This window comes from Vibrio sp. B172a (assembly GCF_030248355.1).
In the GTDB taxonomy this organism is placed as follows: domain Bacteria; phylum Pseudomonadota; class Gammaproteobacteria; order Enterobacterales; family Vibrionaceae; genus Vibrio; species Vibrio owensii.
In genome coordinates, this window is record NZ_JAHGAC010000008.1 from 444,478 (window position 1) to 466,557 (window position 22,080).

The window sequence follows — 22,080 nt, forward strand, 5'->3', positions numbered from 1 at the left end:
CCAGCTTTAAAACAGATTTCAACAATTCGATTTATAGGCTCTTAAACAAGAGCCTATCAAGGAGTCAAACATGTTTAATGAAGAACGTCATTTTGAGCAACCAATCCGTTGGGCAATGGTCGGCGGTGGTCGTGGCAGTCAGATCGGTTACTCGCACCGTAATGCAGCGCAGCGCGATGGTTTGTTCAAATTGGTCGCTGGTGCATTCGATTTGGATGCAGATCGTTGTCGTGATTTCGGTGAGAACTTAGGTCTAGATGGCGACCGTTGCTACGCAAATTACAAAGAGATGTTTGAGAAGGAAGCGCAACGCGAAGATGGCATTCAAGCTGTATCGGTCGCAACGCCAAACTCAACGCACTACGAAATTTGTAAAGCAGCACTAGAAGCTAACTTACACGTGGTGTGTGAAAAACCAATCACCTTCACGACGGAGGAAGCAGAAGAGCTCAAACAGATCGCAGCAGAGCGCAATCGCGTGATTGGCGTGATGTACGGTTACAGCGGTTTCCCAATGGTTCAGCAAGCGCGTGAAATGGTGAAGCGTGGTGATCTGGGTGAGATTCGTGTTGTGAACATGCAGTTTGCTCACGGCTTCCACAACGAAGAATACGAGAAAAACGATCCAGGTTTGAAATGGCGCGTCAGCCCAGAAGTCTCAGGCCCAACTTATGTTCTAGGCGATGTGGGTACGCACGCTTTCTACCTATGTGAAGTGATGACAGGTCTTGAAATCGACCGCCTGTCTTGCATGCGTCAAAGCTTCATCAAGTCACGTGCTCCGCTCGAAGACAACGCTCACATCATGATGCAATTCAAAGATGGTGCGGTCGGTACGCTTTGGGCATCGGCAGTGAATGCAGGTTCGATGCACCAACAAAAAATCCGCATCGTCGGTTCGAAAGCGTCCATCGAATGGTGGGATGAGCAACCAAACCAACTTCGTTTTGAAGTGCAGGGTGAAGCACCACGCATTCTAGAGCGTGGCATGGGCTACCTATACCAAGATGCACCGGGTGTGGCTTCTAACCGTGTTGGTGGTGGTCATGCAGAAGGTTACTTCGAGTCATGGGCGAACTTGTACCACCGTTTCGCGTTGGCATTCGATGCGGCTGACCGTGATGACCAGCAAGCGCTGTCTGAAATTTGGTTCCCAGGTATCGACGCAGGTATCGAAGGCGTGCGCCTATGCGAGAAGTGTGTGGAATCTGCAAACCAAAACGCCGCTTGGGTTGATTACAAATAATAGGAACAGACGATGACAAACATTGCACTTGAAACAAATCGACCATTGGATGCCATCGTTTTAGGACGTGCGGGCGTAGATCTCTACGCTCGCGAAGCTAAAACCGACATGGCGGATATCTCTGGCTTCAACAAATTCGTTGGTGGCTCAGCCGCGAACATTGCGGTGGGCATTGCCAAGTTAGGCGGTAAGGTCGGCTTTATTGGCTGCGTGGCTGACGATGCATTCGGTGGTTACGTCAAAGGTTACATGACGGAGCAAGGTATCAACCTTGATGGTATGAGAACCGATGACTCTGGTTCGCGCACCTCGGTGGCATTCACAGAGATGAAGCCAAAAGATTGCACCGTGCTTATCTATCGTAACAACGCATCGGATTTGACCATCAAGCCAGAAGAGATTGATCCCGCTTACATCGCTAGTTCAAAAGTCTTGGTTGTCACGGGAACGGCATTGTCGGAAAGCCCAAGCCGTGAAGCCACTTTGATTGCGATGCAGCACGCGCGCCGCAGCAATACCTTAGTGGTGCTGGATGTTGATTACCGCCCTTACTCTTGGCGCACGGATACCGATGCTTCGATTTACTACGGCATTGCCGCGGGTCTTTCAGACATCGTGATCGGTAACCGTGAAGAGTTCGACATGATGGAAACCGTCATTGCTCCGGGTAACACCGATGATGATCAAACGGCGGCTCGATTCCTAACGGAGAACACTCAAGTGGTGGTGGTGAAAGCCGGTGAGCATGGCTCGAAAGTGTACGACCGTAACGGTCACAAATTCGAGCAAGGCATTTTCCGAGTAGAAGCCAATAAACCATTTGGCTCTGGTGACTCATTCGCCGGAGGTCTGATTTGGACGCTAGTTACTGGCGGGTCGTTAGAAGAGGGTGTACGCAACGGCACGGCTGCAGCGGCGATTAATGTCAGCGGTCACAGCTGCACAGAAGCCATGCCAACCAAGGAACAACTATTCGATTTTATTGAGACGCGAAGTTAAGCACGGTTTGGTGCTTTCGGGCACCACATTGCTGCGCGTTTGGTCTCCCGGGCCGGTATGTCACTTGAGGGTAACCAAACAGTGCGCGTACACACCATCGTGGCCCGGCTTTTTTGTTAAGCCACTTTCAGAAGGATAGGACAGTCTCGTTATCAAACGAACTGTGAGGAGAAAAGAAAAATGGGAAAACACATTCCACCATTTGATAACAAGAATGAACCAATTATTGGTGCGAACGACGAAGTAACACCGCTATGTTACTTCAACCAAGTGTTCTTGAATCAGAACGAAACTTTTGACCATGTTATCGAAGGGTATGAGTCTGTCATCGTATTGGCTGGCGGTACTTGCAGCATCACTGTGACGAAAGACGGTGAGAGCGAAACGTTCGACAACATTGGTAAGCGTAAATCAGTTTGGGACGGCAACCCAGAAGCGGTTTACGTACCACTTGGCTACCGCGCGACCATCCAATGTGTGAGCGATAAGGCTGACGTCATGATTGCGGGTGGTAAGTTTGAAGTGTCACTAGAGCCTTTCTGCGTCCGCGAAGAGAACGTGGATATGGTTCAGTACGGTTCAGATGACACCAAAACTCACCGTAAGATCAAACACGTACTGGGTCAATCCAACGCAGACAAACGTGGTCGTTTATTAGTGAGCGAGTTATTCACTGTCGGCGCAGGCGGTTGGTCTGGCTTCCCTCCACACAAGCACGATGAAGATCGTGTTAAGCCTGACGGCAGCAAAGAAACCCTTTACGAAGAAGTGTACCAATTCCGCTTCAACCCAGATTTCGGCTTTGGTGCGCAGTTCCTATACGAGCACGAAGACGACTTTGGTCCGGTTTACCACGTGCGCACGGGCTCAGTGATTGCCATCGACAAAGGCTATCACCCAAGTGTGGCGGCGCCGGGCTACGAAATGTATTACTTCACCATCATCGTTGGCAAAACAGAGAAATCTTTGATTCAGCACTTCGATCCGCACCACGAATATCAAGTGGAAACGATCCCTGGCATCAAAGACATGATCGCGAAATTTAAGTAGGGGAATCATCATGTTGGTAAATTTGAATGACCTATTGCCGGAGGCTGCGGCATCTAACTACGCTGTCCCTTGCTTTAATGTGTTCGGCTTTGAAGATGCACGTGCTGTTGTTGAAGCGGCAGAGCAAGTGAACAAACCTGTAATTCTGGCTTGTAACAAAGATGTAGTGGATTTTTATGGCGTCGAAACCGCTGCGGCGATGTTCCTAAATCTGGCGCACAAGAGCACGGTGCCTGTCGTGCTTCACCTTGACCACACTTACGAAGAAGACATCGTCTTTCGCGCGCTTAAAGCTGGGTTTAGTTCCGTGATGTTTGATGGCTCGCAACTGACGTTGGACGAGAACATTGCTCGCACCAAGAAAGTCGTGGAAGTGGCGCATGCATTAGGAGCATCGGTAGAGGGTGAAATTGGTTCGGTGCCTTACGAAGAAGGTCGCGACCACATAAAATCTATCTACACAGAACCGGAAGACGCGGCGCGCTTTGCAGAAGAAAGTGGTGTTGATTGTGTCGCAATTTCTGTCGGCAACGTTCACCGCTTAACCGAGCCAACTTGTACTATCGATTTTGGTCGTTTAGACCGTATCGCAAATGCTGTGGCTGTGCCGTTGGTGATTCATGGTTCGAGTGGTATCCGCGATGAAGACATGCTCAAGCTCAAGCAAAGCCGCGTGTCCAAGTTCAATATTGGCACCTGTTTGCGTCAGGCTCTGGGTCATAATCTTCGCGATTACATGAATCAGGAACCGAAAAAGTTTGACCGTATTTACTTCATGCAAAAGGCGATGCCTTATGTGAAAGAAGAAGCGGTACGAAACTTTGAATTATTATCTTAAAATAGCGGCCCCTTTTGTTACTATAAGGGGCCTCTATCTCCAAGCGTTCATTGATAGGAGAGCAGTATAACTATGGATGTTGAAGTGAAAGCACCTGCAGATTTAGACACACTAAAAGAGTTAATCGCAAAGCGTTACGACAGTTTGAGCGGGCGTTTGCAGCAAGTCGCGGATTTCGTAACCGACCAGCCGATGCTGGTGGCGGTAGAAACCATGGCGACCATTGCTAAGCAAGCCAACGTACCCCTGTCGACCTTGAGCCGATTCTCTAATGCGATGGGCTTTGATGGCTTCACTTCTATGCAAGTACTGTTTCGCGATCAATATTTGAATCGCCCGAGAGATTACAAAGAGCGCGTTCGTAAAGCTCGTGAGATGGAGGACGTCCCGCATGACTCGCCTCAAGCCATCTTCCAAGATTTCGGACACGCAAACATTGAGGCGTTAGAACAGCTTCAAATGTCGGTCTCTCCTCAAAAACTGGAACGTGCAGTGGCTCTGATGGATGGTGCTGAAACCATCTACATTCAAGGTACTCGCCGTGCTTACCCAGTGGCTTTCTATCTTTGGTACGCCCTCATGAAATCTGACAAGAGTGTCGTGCTCTTGGATGATCACGGTGGCATGTTGTCTCCGTTAACTCGACGAATGAACGAAAAAGACGTTCTGTTTGCTATCACCTTCAATCCATACGCGGAAGAAACCAGCCAACTGATCGATGATGCTTGCAAAAAGAACGTGCCGATTGTCTGCATTACTGACAACCAAATGACGCCTCATGGCAGCAAAATGGATGTTTGTTTTGAAGTGCAAGAAGGCGAATTGATGGGCTTCCGTTCGCTCAGCAGCTCCATGTATTTGGCGCAGGCGATTGCGGTGAGTCTGATTTGTCGAGAAGTTAAGTAATTTCATCGCTCAGTAATCTCGAATAGGGACGCGATCCTGCGAGCGAATAAGCAGTATAGCGCGCAGATTTTTCCATACCTTTGTCCACTGATTAGGTGCAACTTAGCGGTTGTGCTGCGGGTTTGCTCGAGCTGAATTCGGCTTATGTCCTGCAATGTACAGGGCAGTGAGAAGAGGTAAATCTGATGCGTTTTGCTCTACATGGCATGTGCTCCCTGCACAGCAATATCCTATCTGATGTCCGACTCGCCAAAGAAACTGGCTATCAAGGGCTCGAAATCCACACCGAAAAACTCTGGCGTTATATTCAGGCTGGCTTCACGGCTGAGCAGCTTAAACAGCGCATGGATGAGTTTGGCATTGTTCCAACGGCGATCGACATCATTGGCGCGGTTGAAGTGACAGATAAAGCCAGCCAACGTCAACTGTTCCAAGATTCAGAAACGCTGTGCCGTTTTGCGCAGGCCGTGGGTGCACCTACCATCCAGCTCAATGCTTTTGAGGCATTAAATGGCTTAACCAAAGAGCAAAACATCGAACTCACGGCACAGAACATTCGCCAGATTGCCGACATTGGTAAGAGCTATGGCATCCGTTTCCAATATGAAGGCGCGGCTTGGACTCCAATCGCCAAACTGGAAGATTACTTCCGCCTGTACGACGCCGTCGGTCGCGACAACTTTGGTTTTGTTCTGGATACATGGCACTTATGGGCATGTCGCGGGGCAACGCTGGAGCAAGTGGCAAATATCGATGCTGAGCTGATTTACAACGTGCACTTGTCTGACGGCAAGCGTCCTGCTCCGGGCGAGGCTTGGCCAGATGAGCGCGCTCTACGTGGATATTTGATAGGCCAAGGTGAAGTGCCATTAAAAGAATGGGTCGATGCGATTCGCCAAACAGGTTACGACGGCTTCTATTCTGGTGAGTTCCTCAATGACCAACTGTGGGAAGGGGATTACTACGACATCGCCGAAGATATGTTGGCGGGCATGAAGCGTCAATTCGACTAATCGACACAGAAGGGATTTCCTATGTTTAATATTGCTTTATTTGGAGCGGGTCGAATTGGTCAAGTGCATGCGGTTAATATCGAACGTTCACCAGAAACTACGATTTATTCGCTAATCGAACCTTATGAGGTCTATGCGGATCAGTTTTGTGCGCAGTATCCGCAGACAAAACGCCAAACTGTAGAAGAGGCGATGGCGGATGACAACGTTCATGCGGTGTGCATTTGCTCTTCAACCGATACTCATGCGGATTTGATTGAGCGAGCAGCAAAAGCAGGTAAAGCTATCTTTTGTGAGAAGCCAATCGACCTTGATTTGGGGCGAGTACGTGATTGCTTGGGCGTAGTAAATCAGCATCAAGTGCCTTTCTTATTAGGCTTCAATCGCCGCTTTGACCCGCATTTCCTAAGTCTTAAGAAAGCGTTGGATGACGGCCAAATTGGCGAACCAGCAAGCGTAATTATCACCTCTCGCGATCCTGCGCCACCGCCAGCGCAATACAGCAAATCCTCGGGTGGCATGTTCCGTGATATGACGATTCACGACCTCGATATGGCGCGGTTTATCTTAGGGGAAGATCCTATTGCGGTTACGGCACATGGCAGCTGCAAGGTAGATCCGGCCATCGGTGAAGCGGGAGATATCGATACCAGTGTGGTGACGCTTACATTCCCTTCTGGTGCGATGGCGACGATTCATAACAGTCGTCGCTCTGGCTACGGATACGATCAGCGTCTCGAAGTGCATGGCGAGAAAGGTATGCTGCAAGTGGCGAATCTGACCGAAAATCTAGTCAGCCGCAGTACAGATACAGGACAAACAGGCGCAACACCGAAGTATTTCTTCTTAGAGCGTTATGAGCGTGCTTACGTGGCAGAGTGGCAACACTTTGTTGAAGTGCTGAAAGGCGAAGCGCCATGCTGCTCGGGTATAGATGGAGAGATTGCTCTGACGTTAGCGGATGCCGCGTTAGAATCCATGCGAACTGGGAAGACGGTTCGTTTGTAAGCCATCCTGCAATGGAAACAAAAAGGGGAGCCTCGTTGGCTCCCCTTTCTATTTTTATATCTTACAGATGCTTAAGTCTTACTGAGCTTTCTTCTGTTCTGATTTGCAAACAGCCGCAGTGAAGATAACGTCTGTTGAGCTGTTTAGCGCTGTTTCAGCCGAGTCTTGAATCACACCAATGATGAAGCCAACCGCTACAACCTGCATTGCTACGTCGTTTGAGATACCAAACAGCCCACACGCTAGTGGGATTAGTAGTAGAGAACCACCTGCAACACCTGATGCGCCACACGCTGATACTGCAGCAACAATACTTAGTAGTACCGCTGTCATTAGGTCAACGTCGATACCCATAGTGTGTACCGCTGCTAGCGTTAGGGTTGTGATAGTGATTGCTGCACCCGCCATGTTAATGGTCGCACCTAGTGGGATAGATACTGAGTACGTATCTTCGTCTAGGTCTAGCTTCTTACATAGGTTCATGTTCACTGGAATGTTCGCAGCACTTGAACGCGTAAAGAAGGCCGTTACGCCACTTTCACGTAGACATTGGAACACCAATGGGTATGGGTTTTCTTTCGTTTTGAAGTATACGATCGCTGGGTTAACCACTAGCGCAATGATAAACATTGAACCCAATAGTACCGCTAGAAGGTGAGCGTAGCTCGCTAGTGCGCCAAAACCAGTTGTTGCAAATGTAGATGCAACCAAACCGAAGATACCGAAAGGAGCAAGACGAATGATAAAGCGAACAATGTGAGAAACACTGTGGCTTAGATCTTCGAATACCGCTTTCGTCGTTGCTGATGCGTGGTGTAGTGCGAAACCAAGACCGACACCCCAAGCAAGAATACCGATGTAGTTTGCTTCTACTAGTGCGTTTACTGGGTTATCAACCAGCTTGAACAGCAAGGTTTGGATAACTTCTGCAATGCCTTGTGGTGGCGTTGCACCTTCAGCGCCCGTTACTAGCGTTAAATTGGTCGGGAAAAGGAAACTTAGTACTACTGCGGTTAGCGCCGCAAAGAAGGTACCCGCTAGGTAAAGAATGACGATTGGACGCATGTAAGTGTGTTGGTTTTTCTTTTGGTTGGCGATAGAAGCCGCAACCAAAATGAATACCAAGATAGGAGCAATCGCTTTAAGAGCACCGACAAACAGACTACCCAGCATACCAACGCTTTCAGCGTGGCTTGGTGAGATAGTCGCAAGCAGAATACCCAAAACAATACCGACGAGGATCTGGAGAACGAGGTTACCGCGAGCGTATCGGGCAACGAGACTGTTGTGTTGCATTTGCATACATCATTCCTGCAATTTTTGCCTCAGCAGCAGCTCAAACTTCAGTCATTACACGGCGTAATGTTCCTTCGAATGAAGGGGCTGAACCTTGTTGTTGTGTTGCTAAGACGTCCTGATTATCAATTATCCTGTTTTTATAAATCCAGCTATTTTCTTGCTGAATATCACATATCTTAGCTTGGTAATATTTTGTGTCTAGTTTTAGTTTGTTCTTAGTTTAAATGTTTGCACAATGTTGCTGTTATTGGTCTTTTATGTTGATTTGTGTCGCCAAGTATGAATGATGGTTTTTCACTAAGTTATTAAAAAAGGAGGCGTTAGCCTCCTTTGTTCTATTGATTACGCAAATGCAACAAGTTAATAACCTCGTTGGTGTTTGCGCTTTTCGCCAACGATACTGCGTACCATTTTTCCGAACTGTTTACTCTGAGCTCGTTGCTCTGCGAGAGTCGCGCCGTTGTGGGCTTGTTCTCGCAGTAACTTTTGGTAGTTAGTAAAGCGGCGCATCTCCAATGTACCATCTTCAATTGCGGCTTGAACCGCGCAACCCGGCTCCGTTTGATGCTGGCAATCGCTGAATCGACAGTTTTCTGCTAACGCTTCAACATCTGCGAACGTTTCACTCACACCTGCTTCGCAATGTGCCAATTGGATCTCTCGCATTCCCGGCGTGTCCATTAAGATCCCACCGGAAGGCAATAGATGGATTGAGCGCGAGGTCGTCGTATGTCGACCCTTACTGTCATCTTCACGAATTCCGCCAGTCGCTTGTTCTTGCTCGCCAAGTAGGGTATTGACTAAGGTCGATTTTCCTACCCCAGAAGAACCGATAAAGGCGACGGTTTGACCTTCACCACACCAACCCATCAACTTGGCAACGTCTGACTCGTCCAAGCCGTTAACGCTCTCTACCATAAGCAGTGGATCGAGCTTTTGTACCTGAGCTTTGAGCTCGTCAGCGTCGTCACATAAGTCGGCTTTTGTCAGCACAATCACAGGTTCTACATCGGCTTCATTGATGAGTGCCAAGTAGCGCTCAATGCGGCTGAGATTAAAGTCGTGATTGAGTGAACAAACGATAAAGACCGTATCCACGTTGGCGGCAATAAGTTGCTCAGCGACCTTGCTGCCAGCGGCTTTACGGCTGAATAAGCTGCGGCGCTCAAGTAAACGAGAAAACTGCTGCTGGTGGTTGAGTATCACCCAGTCACCAACGGTCATGCAGGGTAACGAGGTATGGATAGGTAAGTGAGTTTCACCTTGTTCGCTAACCACAACGTAACCACTACGATGGTGAGCAATCACTCGCGCGAAAAGCGTGTTCTCGTAATCGTCTAACGTCAGTTGTTGTTGAAAAAACGGTTTCCAACCTAATAGCTTTAATGGGTTAGGTTGAGTTAGTAGTGTTTCACAAAAAGAATGTGCTTTATTCATTGTTGAATTATCCCAGACGCAACAAAGCGCCTTAATACAAATCGCATTAGGGTCTAATTCGCATAGAGCTGACCCCGGTGAAAACCGGGCAAGGAAGGGAGGAGTTGTGGCTTAGCCACGAGAAAAAAGTTGGACGTTTACCCTTTCACTGCCCAGTTAGTGTTATTCATTACAATCATCATATTTCCTCTTAGTTGGTGAGTTAACGGCCGGAGTATAGCGGCTGTGATTCGATTCTTACAACTCCTTTGCGTTTTATATGTGTTTTATTCGACGTTCTTCCATCTCTTGTGAATAGGTATTGGCTTTTACGCCGTAGATGATTTGGATATGTCGCTCATCGATGATCACCACGCCATGTGCTCCGTGTGCTTTCAATGCTTTTTGATTCACGATTGCAGTGTCTTTTAGTGTGAGTCGTAGCCTTGTCGCACAAGCTCCGGTTTCCACCAAATTATCCATGCCACCGATAGCGTCAACGATGGTGTCGACATCTTGTTCCAGATTTGGATTCACGTGCGTCAGCATTTTGAAGACGCGAGAAAGGGCTTTTAACATCGCGAGAAACTCGTTTGGCAGCAAAGCCTTGTTTATATCTCAGCGGCGGCTGCTTCGCTCTGATTTAGGACACAAAATCATGCATTGATAGTTTGGCGAATACTGCTTAGAGAAAAGAGAGAGGAATAAAAAAGCTCCTCACGTTGGAGGAGCTTTGAATCGATGAAGTAAAGAAGCACTAATGATGATGTTCGTGCTTTTTCATTCCTGCCATGACTTTTTTGACTGGTGCGGTAAAGCTTTGCTTTTGGCCGTTGTCGTAAGTCACTGTCACCTCGATTTCGTCGCCTTCATTAAGCGGCTTTTTAAGGTCGAATAGCATGATATGTAGGCTACCCGGTTTTAGCTCGGTAGTCTCTTTTGCAGCGAGCGTGATGTGGTCTACTTGACGCATCTTCATCACATCGCCTTCTTTAATCACATCGTGCAACTCGACTTTACCTGCAGCAGGGGTTTCTGCTGCAACGATATTGATGTCTTCTTGGCTTCGGTTAGCAAACGTCACAAACACAGCGCTTGTTACAGCACCTGGCGCCATGGCTCGTGCATATGGCTCATGTGGCATGACATTGAGGTTTGCTTGTGCCAAAGGGCTTAGAAGTAGGGCGGAGAGGGCTAACGTTTTGATTGCCTGCTTAGCTTTCATTGGTTTTTCCTTCTGCAGTCAGTTTGGTTATCGCCTCGACAATTGGCGCAGGCGTTAAGGTATGTGGCACTTTAGTGATGAGTGTGCCGTCAGGCTTCAAGAAGTAAAAGTAAGAGCTGTGGTCGAGTGTGTATTTCAGCTCTGAGCCTTCTAGCTCTGTTTTACGGAAAATGACACCGTACTTGTGAGCAAGTGGGGTGGTCACATCAAGTGGTGCAGATAGACCTTCAATCATCGGATGGAAGTAGTGAGCGTACTTGGCGGATGCATCTGCTTCGTCGCGTTCTGGATCAAGCGAGATGAACATCGGGCGCAACTGTGCTTTTTGCGCATCGTCGATTTGATTGAGTGCGCCTGCTAGCATGGCTAATGAGGTCGGGCACACGTCTGGGCAACGCGTAAAGCCAAAGTAAACAATGCGAATGCGATCATCGCTGGTATCGAAGATATCGACAGGTTTGTCGCCTTCGCCGAACAACACGCTTTGTTCGGTCGCGACTTGCTGTTTTTTCTCTACGTCTTTTTGTCCATCTAGATACGTTTTAGTACCAAAGCCGAGAACGAAAGCAACCACGAGAAAGAGAGACCAATTACGGCTCATATCAATTCCTTATCTTTGCATTTTGAGGGCTGGGTAGATGGTGTCTTTACCGTCGGAAAGCTCACCAACCCACGTCATCGAATCTTGTGTACAAACGGGCAATGTCACATCGCCCACGAATTTACCCGGCGCCACTTTCTTCAGCATGAATTTTGGCTCGCCCATTTCCATTTCTCGACCAACCAAACTTAATACAAGTTGATCCGCTTCGCTGTCTTGCCATTCGACTTCGAGCTGAGCTGGGATCAGAGGTTGAGCAGTATCGACGCTAAGCGTCATCGCAACATCATGTTGGATGCAAGGTTCAGTAGAGAGGAAACAGTATTCATCGAGCGACTTAGGCTCGGGCGCTGAAGAGAAGTTTTTGATCAGGGTAGGCGCGTAAAAGCCAGCAACCAGTGCAACGGCTATCCCTGCGATTTGTAACACTTTCATTAAGATTCAGTATTTATCACTTAACATTGTCTGCATCCTAGCACAGATGGAATGTACGAAAACTCGCAATTTCAACAAATTGTGCACTATCTTGAAACTTATCGTTTGTAGAGCGTAAATAAAAAAGCGGAGCCAATGGCTCCGCTTCTTAAATGATGGAATTGTGGTTTTGATTTACTTGTTTGAATCCGCAAACTTTTCTAAACCAAGTACCAGAGCAATAGCTGCTAGCATCATGATCACAGCTAACACCAGTTGCGATGGTTGAGACGTGATGTGCTCAAACTCAAACGGTGACAGGTTTTGCTCTAGCAATGGCACTTGCTCGCCTTTCGAGTTCGTACGCCATGTTAGCGTCTCTTTCCAAGGCCAGATCTTTGGTAGCGTGCCGATCATCAAGCCTGTTAGGAACATCAACGTTAAATCGCGGAATTTGCGCAGTAACCAAGATAACAGGTGAGAGAAAGACAATAGACCAGCCACACAGCCAACAAGGAACAAGGCAAGGATATCAATTTGGAACCCTTTCACTGCGCCTAGCACTGGAGCGTACATACCGATCAACAGCAAAATAAAGCTGCCTGAGATGCCCGGTAGAATCATTGCACAAATCGCAATCGCACCTGCAAGAATGGTGTTGATTGCAGTTGGCTCCATGTGAAGTGGTTTGAGTACCGTGATGCTGTAGGCAAAGCCAATACCAATCAAGAGAGCAACAAAGCGAATCGCATCGCGTTTCTCTACTTGGCGAATGATGTGGTAGACCGACACCAAAATCAGACCGAAGAAGAAAGACCAGATTGGAATTGGGTGGGTTTCTAATAGCCAACTGATCAGTTTTGCTAATGTTGCGATACTAGTGAAAATGCCCGCAAACAGTGAAATCAGGAAGAAGCCGTTAATATGGTTAAATGCGGCTTTGAAGCCATCTTTTTTCCAAATCGAGAAAAGTGATGGGTTAATACGTCGAATGCTTTCTAGCAGCGTGTCGTAAATGCCGGTAATGAATGCAATGGTGCCGCCCGATACGCCAGGGACAACATCGGCTGCACCCATGGCCATTCCTTTAAAGTAGGTGATTAGATAGTTCATTTCTCAAGTACTAAGTCATGTTGATGGCAGTGAGTATACAAACATTGATGTCAAAAAAGTATGAAATAGTGTTTCGGAAGATATCGAAATGATTGCTTATCAGAGAAACAGAAGAGCTTTAGTGATTTCCTACAAATAAAAACAGGGCGATAAACGAGATTTGGCAGGGTGAATATGGGGAAATATAAATCGCTCAACACTGTCTAAATTAACCTAATTAAACAATAAATCTCGTGAATCTGGCTAATTGATGATTTATTTATCACTTATGTGACTAGATTGCGTCTTGCAACTGCGTTTTGCATTCTGGCTTTGCATAATGCAAAAATTATGGCTGTAACAAGATTTGATATGAGATCTTGTGCCCAAAAATAATGCTTTTCAAATTGGCATGATTAATGCATAATTCTTTTCGACCCTTCTTAAGCCGAGGGTCACCTAGCCAACTGACGTTGTTAGTGAATACACATTGTTCACATCATACATAAGCCAATCGCCTTAATTGCGGTTGGCTATTTTTTTGTCTGTAATATACCCAAGTGACTTCAAGATGCAGGATTCAGAGCGTTGTCATTGATTCGAGGTCAAGGAAAACAACGCAGTGGAATAGCGAGCTCTTTCCAAGTTGTTTGAAGCAGAGATCGAGTCAATGACACGCTCCCGAAGGGCGAGTTGCCTTGGCTCGTATACTTTGTTGTCGATTCTTGATTTAGACCCACTAGACCTTTAAATCGCCGCCGCGTCTACAAACCAAGTCATTCTCGCTGAACCTAGCATCTCGAGGTTACTTGGGTATATATGTACAACGTTTCCTACGTGCTTTGCAATTTGCACTTTTCAACGATGAATTAGTCATAAAAAAGGGCTGACGCATAACGTCAACCCTGGTATTTAGCACTAATTTATTTAGCCTGATCAGTAACCCATCAGCTGCAACAAGTTCTCTGCTGTCACGATTGCTTCCTTACGGTTGGCAATGTTGAGCTTTTGGTACAAGTTACGAATGTGAGTCTTAATCGTTGTGCCTGCCACATCCAGCTCTTGTGCGATTTGCTCGTTACTAAAGCCAGAGTAGATAAGACCAAGTACTTGCCATTCACGCTGAGTCAGTGGGCTAGTACGAACTAACTCAGGAACATTCGGGTGATTGACTAGCTTCTCGATAAAGTCCTCATCGAAGTGAATAGAACGGCTACGCTGGTTAGATGAAATGTCTTTCATTAACTGCTGAGCACGGTGACGTTCTAAATCGCCTAACTCATGACGAAGGCTTAGCTTCTCTAACAATCCGCCAATGGTTGCACCGTCGATTAAGAAGTTGCCAACCATACCGGTTTGGTTAGTCATCACTAGTGCTTCTTTTAGCAATGCTTTGGCTTGCTCTTCGTCTTTCTGACGCGCAGCAAATACTGCTTCTACGACTAAGTTGCGGTTTGTGTCTGTCACTAGGTTCGTACGTCGCGCTTCGCTTTGTAGGAAGTCCAAAGCTTGGCGTGCTTCGTCGTACTGACCAAGGTTGATATGAGCACGAGCAATGTTACGCCACTGCAGTTGCTGGAAGTGGTTACATGCTGATTCAGGACGAACGGCGGTATTCAACCATTCTTGAATCGCTTCTGTGTTCCCACGTGCTTGCCAGAACAAGATCAGAGAAAGTGAGGCATTGGCTGTCCAATCAACGTGGTAAGTCGATTGCTTCATCAAATGCTGGATGTGCTCGATGAATTTGCCAGCTTTATCCAGTTCACCACGACCAATCGCAATACGAGCCAACATTGAGTAGCTATGTAAGTGCTTACTTGGCGAGTGGTTTTCCAGAATCTGCAAACCTTTGTACGCACACTCTTCTGCTTCATCCAAACGGTTCCAGCACCACAATACTTGAGCGCGAATACGTAGCAAGAATTCATGAAGAGGTACATGCTGAAGCTGCTGGTCTTCGATCAGACGAAAGCCTGAATCTTGCAGTTCAAATGCTGCTTGAACGTAACCTTGCGCAATCATGATTTCGCTTTGCTGCAAGATTGCCCACAACGCTTGGTGGTAAACCTGATACTGGCGAGCCAGCTTTTCAGTTTGTTGCATCATTGGCAACGCACGGTCGAGCTTACCTAATACGTGGTTGACTTCACCAACGACCGATGTCGCCACTATGCGGCTGCGGTATACGGTTGGGTCAAGTTGGCTAAGCGCGAGCTCGGCAAGTTCCAATGCATGCTCTGGTTGGTTGCTGTTGATCGCGACCTGAGCGAGTAGGGCGTTAGCTTGGCCTTGGTAGCCAGTGTCGAGTTCGATATTACGCTTTTTGTGCTCTTCTTCAGCTTCTGCTAATAGCTTACCAACTTGGTTGTAGCGGTGTTGGCTCTGTGCCAGCCAAGCTCTTAGCATCGACAATTTCGGATGGCTGAACAGCAGATCTTTATCAAGTTGGTTGATGGCAGACTCTAGTGTCGTCAACTCGCCTTGGTTGAACATCTTCCAACCGAATTCATTCAAAATCTCAACGATCAAATCGGTGTCGTTAGATTTTTGAGCGTGGTGAATCGCCTGATGTGGGGCTTTCTGCTTTAACCAAGCAACCGCAGCATTGCGGTGAAGGTCTTTTTCTTGTTGAGGAATACGCGCCTGACGCTCATGCGACAAGAACTCGCCAAACAAGTTGTGGAAACGGAACCAGTTTTGCTCACCTTCCAGTGGGTAGATGAATAAGCCGTAGCGGTTGAGTGATTCAATCATGCCCAGTGCGTCTTCACGCTGAGTCAGTGCAAACACTAACTCATCGTTGAAATGGTCCAGTACCGACACTTGCATCAAGAAGTGACGTGTCTCTTTATCTAAGAGATCAAAGACTTCTTCGACCAAGTAATCCCAAAGGTGAGCGTGATTGAATTGAGAAACAGATTCTACGGTTTGCGCCAATGTGCGGTTTTGATGCTGAGCTTGCAGCGCAATAAGCTGCAGCGCTGATGGCCAACCTTCCACATAGGTGCGTAGGTTGTTTGCCATGTCTTCATCGATGCCGTCGGCAATGCGTTGATTGAAGAAGCGCGTGGTTTCTTCAGTATCGAATGCCAACATTTCATTGCCAATTTCGATCATCAAATCACGCACACGCAGGTTCGCCGTCCCCAGCGGCGGAGCTGCACGGCTTGTGACAACAACGGTTAGGTTGTCTGGCATGTGCTTTAAGAAGAAGCGCATCGATTCATGGATTTCGTCGTTGGTGATCAGGTGATAATCATCTAATACGACGTAACACTCGTGCTGAAAATCCGCCATCTCAGCGAAAACTTCGCTGAATAAAGAGCGTAAAGAAGAGAACTGACGTTTCTCAGCCAATTTCTGAGCGTTAGAGCAGTTGTAGTTGGTGGCTTTGTTTAAAGCTTGCAGCAAATAGTTAACGAAGCGAAAACCGTCGTTATCACTGTCATCAATGCTGTACCAACCTACGTTGGGTTTATCTGACAACCATTGTGCTGCCATGGTGGTTTTTCCGTAACCAGCAGGCGAGCGGAACAATACCAATTTGTAGTAAGGCGCTTGTTGTAGTAAGTCCAACACTCGCGGTCGGACGATCGCATTATGCAAGCGGCCAGGGCGAGTAAGTTTAGATGGAATCCACATTATTAATTCTGTCCTTAAATTTTTTGAGCTAGCGAAACTAGAAACTGACTCACACCACTAAATTCTAGTTTGTGTAAAAAGTGTACAGGCTGGTGAGTCGTTTGCGATGTTACGACAACAGAATCGGTTGTTACTTTGATCCACTTCCTAATTCTCAAGGGTTGCTGTAAATGCCACCAACTACGCCCTGTATTTGTGATTATGGTCACTTAAAAGCCGGTGGTATTGAACCCATGTAGAAAGAGTTGCACATCTATTACGGAAAATTTATCGATGTTAAAAGGCTTAATGTGATCACTAAGACAGTTTTTACATCAGATGAGAGTTGTCGAATAAAAAACGTCATGAACAAATTTTAATCTTTCTCACAGATGGCTGTGATCCGAATCACTAAGAATAGGGTTATAGGCTGCCGTGTTGCGATTTGGATCACTAAGTTTGCAAGCTTACGCCCTCTACGCCCTACCCCCTCCTCCTTGTAGGGAGGACAAATGGGAGGATGTTTATTCACAGAGGGAAATGCACGATGTATGGCAGATGAATTACTAAAAGACGTGAGAATTTCTTAATGAAACCTACTCAACAGAAACAATTTGACAAGAAGTCGTTCCAAGAAAGCGTAAAGAAACATCTATCTGTGACTTACGCTCACACGGTTGAAAATGCAGATAGCCGCGCATGGTACCTAGCAATGGGTCGTGCATTGGCTGAGTTTACGACTTGTGATTTGCTTGCTACTGAAGCAGACGCTCGCATCCAAGAAGCGAAAAGCGTTAACTACCTTTCACTAGAATTCCTTATCGGTCGTTTGACTGGTAACAACCTAATCAGCATGGGTCTTTACGAAGAGATCACTGAAGCTATGGCTGAGCTAGGTCACAACCTAACAGACCTTCTAGAAGAAGAGCGCGACCCATCACTGGGTAACGGTGGTCTAGGTCGTCTAGCAGCATGTTTCATGGATTCATGTGCGGCTCAAGAATTCCCAACTGTAGGTTACGGCCTGCATTACGAATACGGTCTATTTAAGCAGTCGTTCAAAGACGGCCGTCAACAAGAAGCACCAGACGCATGGCGTGGTGTAGAAGGTTACCCTTGGGAAGTGGCTCGCCCTGAGCTAGCGCAAGAAATCGGCTTCTACGGTCACGTTGAAGTGGTAAACGAAAACGGTAAAGAAGTTCGTAAATGGGTTCCTGGCATGTCTGTAAAAGCAATGCCTTGGGATCTACCTATCGTAGGTTACGAATCAGACACGGTTTACCCTCTACGTCTTTGGGAATGTCAGGCAATCGCACCATTCTCACTAGAAAGCTTTAACAACGGTGATTACTTCGAAGCTCAGCACGCGCTGATCGACGCAGGCAACATCACTAAAGTGCTTTACCCGAACGATAACCACGAGAAAGGTAAAACACTGCGTCTAATGCAACAGTACTTCCACTCAGCAGCATCTGTACGCGACATCCTACGTCGCCACGAAGCAGCAGGTTACTCGCTAGCGGATCTACCGAAGCAAGAGACTATTCAGCTTAACGATACGCACCCAACAATTGCTATCCCTGAGCTAATGCGCATCCTAGTGGACGAAAAAGGTCTTACTTGGGAAGCAGCATGGGAAATCAGTTCTCAGACATTCGCGTACACTAACCACACGCTACTTCCAGAAGCACTAGAGACATGGCCAGAGTCGCTAATCCAGCGTCTACTTCCACGTCACATGGAAATCATTTTTGAAATCAACCACCGCTTCCTACAAGAAGTTCGTAAGATGTGGCCTGGTGACGGTGAGAAGCAAGCGAAGCTTTCTATCATCCAAGAAGGTTTCAACCGCATGGTTCGCATGGCTAACCTATGTGTAATCGGTTCTTACGCAGTGAACGGCGTAGCAGCACTTCACTCTGAATTGGTTAAGAAAGACCTATTCCCAGAGTTCCACGAGATGTACCCAACTCGTCTACATAACGTAACGAACGGTATCACTCCTCGTCGTTGGCTGAAGTTCTGTAACCCAGGTCTATCTAAGCTAATCACTGAGAAAGTGGGTCCAGAATGGCCTGCGAAACTAGAGCAGCTAGAAGGCATCGCTAAATACGCAACAGACGCGAAATTCCAAAAAGAATTCATGGCTGTTAAGAAAGAAAACAAACAGCGTCTTGCTGATTGGGTTCTAGATAACATGGGTATTGAGCTAGATACTAACGCTATCTTCGACGTTCAAATCAAGCGTCTACACGAGTACAAGCGTCAGCACCTAGATCTGCTACACATTCTATCTCTATACCACCGCATCCTGAACGAACCTGGTTTCGAGTGTGAGCCACGCGTATGTTTCTTCGCAGCGAAAGCAGCACCGGGCTACCACCTAGCGAAAGAAATTATGTTCGCAGTGAACAAGGTTGCAGAGAAGATCAACAACGATCCTCGCATCGGTAACAAACTGAAAGTGGTATTCATCCCTGACTACCGCGTGAGCATGGCTGAGATCATCATCCCTGCGGCAGACGTTTCACAACAAATCTCGCTAGCGGGTAAAGAAGCATCTGGTACAGGTAACATGAAGATGGCTCTTAACGGTGCCCTAACTATCGGTACGATGGATGGTGCTAACGTTGAGATCCGTGAAGAAGTGGGCGACGAGAACATCTACATCTTCGGTCTTGATGTTGAAGGCGTGAAAGCGGTTAAAGCAGCTGGCTACAACCCTTACGACTACTACAACGCAGATCACCTACTAAAAGCGTCTTTAGACCTACTAACAGGCGAAGAGTTTACGCCAGGTCAACCAGGCCTACTCCGCGCTACATTCGATAGCCTACTAGATGGCGGTGACCCATACCTATGTCTTGCTGACTTCGCATCTTATGTGAAAGCGCATGAAGAAATGGGCAAACAATACAAAGACCAAGCAGGTTGGGCTAAGAAAGCGATTCTTAACACTGCCCTAGTTGGTAAGTTCACATCAGACCGCTCTATCCGCGACTACGTGAACAACATCTGGAAACTTGAAGCGGTGAAACGCTAATAGAACCCAGTTAAGACCAAGGTAGCCGAGCGCTACCTTTGGTCATTTTCAAAGATTAGTTATTGATAACAATAAAACCCTACATGGAAGGTGTTGGTATTACCTTCGGAGAAAGCGATGAAAGAACAAACAGCACTAAAGAAAGTCGCAGACATGGCGCGATTAGCTGATAGCTACGTCAGCGCGTGGGGAGACGAGGCAAAAGTTTCTGAAGAAACACTGCGCCGCTTGCTCACTTCACTTGGCTACGATACTAGCAGCGATGAGAAGCTATTGGCTTCTGCTGAGAAAAAACATAAGAAAGACGTACTAGCCCCTGTTCTTGTTTTACGCGACGGCGAACCAGTCGAAGTGGAACTAAACCTAGGTACGAGTGCTCGCGAGAGCGAATTTAGCTGGCGTTTAGAAACAGAACAAGGAGAGGTACTTGAAGGCTATCTTCAGTCGCAAATTGTTCGTGATGAACGAGCTGAGGGTGGCCCTCTAGTGTTTGCATTGCCAAAGAACTTGGCATGGGGTTACCACAAACTGATCATCAGCCGTAAGCGTCGCAAGACTCCTTACGAAATGTCGCTGATCATCACACCTAAAGCGTGTTTCAAACAAGAAGACCTAAACCAACACAAAAAGCTATGGGGCCCAAGCATCCAGCTTTACACACTGCGTACTCAGCACAACTGGGGTATCGGTGACTTCGGTGACCTGAAGCAGTTGGTGAGTGACATCGCATCTCGTGGCGGTGACTTCATTGGTTTGAACCCGATTCACTCATTGTTCCCAGCGAACCCAGAAGGTGCGAGCCCATACAGCCCGTCTTCTCGTCGTTGGTTGAACATCATGTACATCGACGTAAGCTCTGTGCCTGAGTTCGCACTAAGTGCAGAAGCACAGCAACGTGTTGGCAGCGCTGAATTCCAGCAACGTCTACAAAAAGCACGTGAATCACACTGGGTGAACTACACCGAAGTGTCTGAGCTTAAGATGAGCATTCTTCCACTGCTATTTAGCGAGTTTAAAGCGCGTCATCTAGACAAGAACACAGACCGTGCTCGTGCGTTCCTAGAGTTCGTAGAAATTGGCGGCGAAAGCCTACTTCATCAAGCGGCATTTGATGCGCTGCACGGTGAGCTACACGCTGAAGATTCAAGTGTTTGGGGCTGGCCGGTATTCCCTGAGAAGTTCCGCACGTTCGATGCAGCAGCAACTCAGAAGTACATCAAAGACAACGCAGACCGTGTTCACCTGTACATGTACCTACAGTGGATCGCAGACGATCAAATCAAAGAAGCGCAAGCACTAGCTGAAGAAAAAGGCATGACAGTTGGTCTGTATCGCGACCTTGCTGTAGGTGTTGCAGATTCAGGCAGCGAGACTTGGGCTGATGACGGCGCGCTAGTATTGGATGCAAGCATCGGTGCGCCACCAGATGTACTTGGTCCACTAGGTCAAAACTGGGGTCTACCACCGCTAAACCCACAAGTGTTGGAAGCAACTGGCTACGATGCATACATCAAGCTACTGCGTGCAAACATGAAACACTGTGGTGCGCTGCGTATTGACCACGTTCTTGGTCTACTTCGTCTGTGGTGGATTCCAAAAGGCGAGAAAGCGACAGAAGGTGCTTACCTGTACTACCCAGTTGAAGACATGCTAGCAATCCTAGCGCTAGAATCTCATCGTCATCAGTGTTCTGTAATCGGTGAAGACTTGGGTACTGTGCCTGATGAAATCGTGGATATCCTACGTGACGCAGGTGTTCACTCATACAAAGTGTTCTTCTTCGAAACATCAAAAGACGACGGCGGCTTTATTTCTCCGAAGCACTACGCTGAGCAGTCTATGGCGGCACTGTGTACGCACGATATGCCAACACTACGTGGCTTCTGGCACTGTGATGACTTGAAGATGGGTCGTGAGATCGGTCTATACCCAGACGAGCAACAATTAGAAGGTCTGTTTGATGACCGTCTGAAGTGTAAGCAAGGTATCCTAGACAGCGTTCGTTGGCACGGTTACCTGCCAGAAGGCATCGGCCATGACGCACAGTACGTTCCAATGGATTGCCACCTAAGCGAAGCGCTTCAATTGCACGTTGCTGCGGGTGACTCTGCACTACTGAGTGTTCAGCTTGAAGACTGGCTAGAAATGGACCAACCGGTCAACATTCCTGGCACGGTAGATGAGTATCCAAACTGGCGTCGTAAACTGTCGATGAACCTAGATGAAATCTTCAGCCGCGAAGACGTAAACCGTATTTCTAAGCGCCTCACTGAAGTGCGCGCGAAAGCGAGCAAATAAGGTGGAAT

Annotated in this window: 17 protein-coding genes; 9 read left to right on the top strand and 8 right to left on the bottom strand. The window is 47.4% G+C overall.

Annotated features, from left to right (window positions below; translation table 11 throughout):
• Window positions 1-70 precede the first annotated feature (70 nt).
• From KIT90_RS11825 to iolG, 7 genes are all read left to right on the top strand, one after another.
• The gene (locus tag KIT90_RS11825) at window positions 71-1,246 is read left to right on the top strand and encodes a Gfo/Idh/MocA family protein (RefSeq protein ID WP_045486136.1); all 1,176 of its coding nucleotides are present in this window, start codon (window positions 71-73) and stop codon (window positions 1,244-1,246) included.
• Between the two features lie 12 nt (window positions 1,247-1,258).
• Entirely contained in the window at window positions 1,259-2,245 is a 987-nt protein-coding gene (gene iolC, locus KIT90_RS11830; RefSeq protein WP_005437838.1) for a 5-dehydro-2-deoxygluconokinase, read from the top strand.
• Between the two features lie 180 nt (window positions 2,246-2,425).
• Window positions 2,426-3,295: a 5-deoxy-glucuronate isomerase gene (locus KIT90_RS11835; RefSeq protein ID WP_285376793.1), complete on the top strand. Its 870-nt coding sequence runs from the start codon at window positions 2,426-2,428 to the stop codon at window positions 3,293-3,295.
• A 10-nt stretch (window positions 3,296-3,305) separates the two neighbouring features.
• On the top strand, window positions 3,306-4,133 hold the full coding sequence (locus tag KIT90_RS11840; RefSeq protein WP_285376794.1) for a class II fructose-bisphosphate aldolase: 828 nt from the start codon (window positions 3,306-3,308) through the stop codon (window positions 4,131-4,133).
• A 72-nt stretch (window positions 4,134-4,205) separates the two neighbouring features.
• Entirely contained in the window at window positions 4,206-5,039 is an 834-nt protein-coding gene (locus KIT90_RS11845; RefSeq protein ID WP_005447408.1) for a MurR/RpiR family transcriptional regulator, read from the top strand.
• A 185-nt stretch (window positions 5,040-5,224) separates the two neighbouring features.
• Window positions 5,225-6,052, top strand: a complete 828-nt coding sequence (locus KIT90_RS11850; protein WP_285376796.1) for a sugar phosphate isomerase/epimerase — start codon at window positions 5,225-5,227, stop codon at window positions 6,050-6,052.
• 21 nt (window positions 6,053-6,073) lie between these two features.
• Window positions 6,074-7,060, top strand: a complete 987-nt coding sequence (gene iolG, locus KIT90_RS11855; RefSeq protein WP_285376798.1) for an inositol 2-dehydrogenase — start codon at window positions 6,074-6,076, stop codon at window positions 7,058-7,060.
• A 78-nt stretch (window positions 7,061-7,138) separates the two neighbouring features.
• Here iolG and sstT read toward each other — a convergent pair whose 3' ends face one another.
• From sstT to malT, 8 genes are all read right to left on the bottom strand, one after another.
• Window positions 7,139-8,356 (bottom strand): serine/threonine transporter SstT, encoded by a 1,218-nt coding sequence (gene sstT, locus KIT90_RS11860; RefSeq protein WP_285376944.1) that lies wholly within the window; start codon window positions 8,354-8,356, stop codon window positions 7,139-7,141.
• Between the two features lie 363 nt (window positions 8,357-8,719).
• Window positions 8,720-9,796: a ribosome small subunit-dependent GTPase A gene (gene rsgA, locus KIT90_RS11865; protein ID WP_285376799.1), complete on the bottom strand. Its 1,077-nt coding sequence runs from the start codon at window positions 9,794-9,796 to the stop codon at window positions 8,720-8,722.
• A 255-nt stretch (window positions 9,797-10,051) separates the two neighbouring features.
• A complete protein-coding gene (locus tag KIT90_RS11870) occupies window positions 10,052-10,354 on the bottom strand; it encodes a PTS glucose/sucrose transporter subunit IIB (RefSeq protein WP_285376801.1) in 303 nt (100 codons plus the stop codon).
• A 178-nt stretch (window positions 10,355-10,532) separates the two neighbouring features.
• Complete coding sequence (locus KIT90_RS11875) at window positions 10,533-11,000, bottom strand: copper chaperone PCu(A)C (protein WP_285376802.1); 468 nt, start codon at window positions 10,998-11,000, stop codon at window positions 10,533-10,535.
• The gene (locus tag KIT90_RS11880) at window positions 10,990-11,601 is read right to left on the bottom strand and encodes an SCO family protein (protein WP_009706507.1); all 612 of its coding nucleotides are present in this window, start codon (window positions 11,599-11,601) and stop codon (window positions 10,990-10,992) included. The genes KIT90_RS11875 and KIT90_RS11880 overlap by 11 nt, the downstream gene beginning before the upstream one ends.
• Window positions 11,602-11,610: 9 nt before the next feature.
• Window positions 11,611-12,036: a hypothetical protein gene (locus KIT90_RS11885; RefSeq protein ID WP_005437869.1), complete on the bottom strand. Its 426-nt coding sequence runs from the start codon at window positions 12,034-12,036 to the stop codon at window positions 11,611-11,613.
• Window positions 12,037-12,210: 174 nt separating this feature from the next.
• Window positions 12,211-13,128 (bottom strand): DUF368 domain-containing protein, encoded by a 918-nt coding sequence (locus tag KIT90_RS11890; protein ID WP_005437870.1) that lies wholly within the window; start codon window positions 13,126-13,128, stop codon window positions 12,211-12,213.
• A gap of 915 nt (window positions 13,129-14,043) precedes the next feature.
• Window positions 14,044-16,752: an HTH-type transcriptional regulator MalT gene (gene malT / locus KIT90_RS11895; RefSeq protein ID WP_009706506.1), complete on the bottom strand. Its 2,709-nt coding sequence runs from the start codon at window positions 16,750-16,752 to the stop codon at window positions 14,044-14,046.
• A gap of 568 nt (window positions 16,753-17,320) precedes the next feature.
• Between malT and KIT90_RS11900 the strand changes: the two genes are divergently transcribed.
• On the top strand, window positions 17,321-19,774 hold the full coding sequence (locus KIT90_RS11900) for a glycogen/starch/alpha-glucan phosphorylase (protein ID WP_009706505.1): 2,454 nt from the start codon (window positions 17,321-17,323) through the stop codon (window positions 19,772-19,774).
• Between the two features lie 117 nt (window positions 19,775-19,891).
• Window positions 19,892-22,072, top strand: coding sequence for a 4-alpha-glucanotransferase (gene malQ / locus KIT90_RS11905; RefSeq protein WP_009706504.1), 2,181 nt, complete (start codon window positions 19,892-19,894; stop codon window positions 22,070-22,072).
• The last annotated feature ends 8 nt before the right edge of the window (window positions 22,073-22,080 follow it).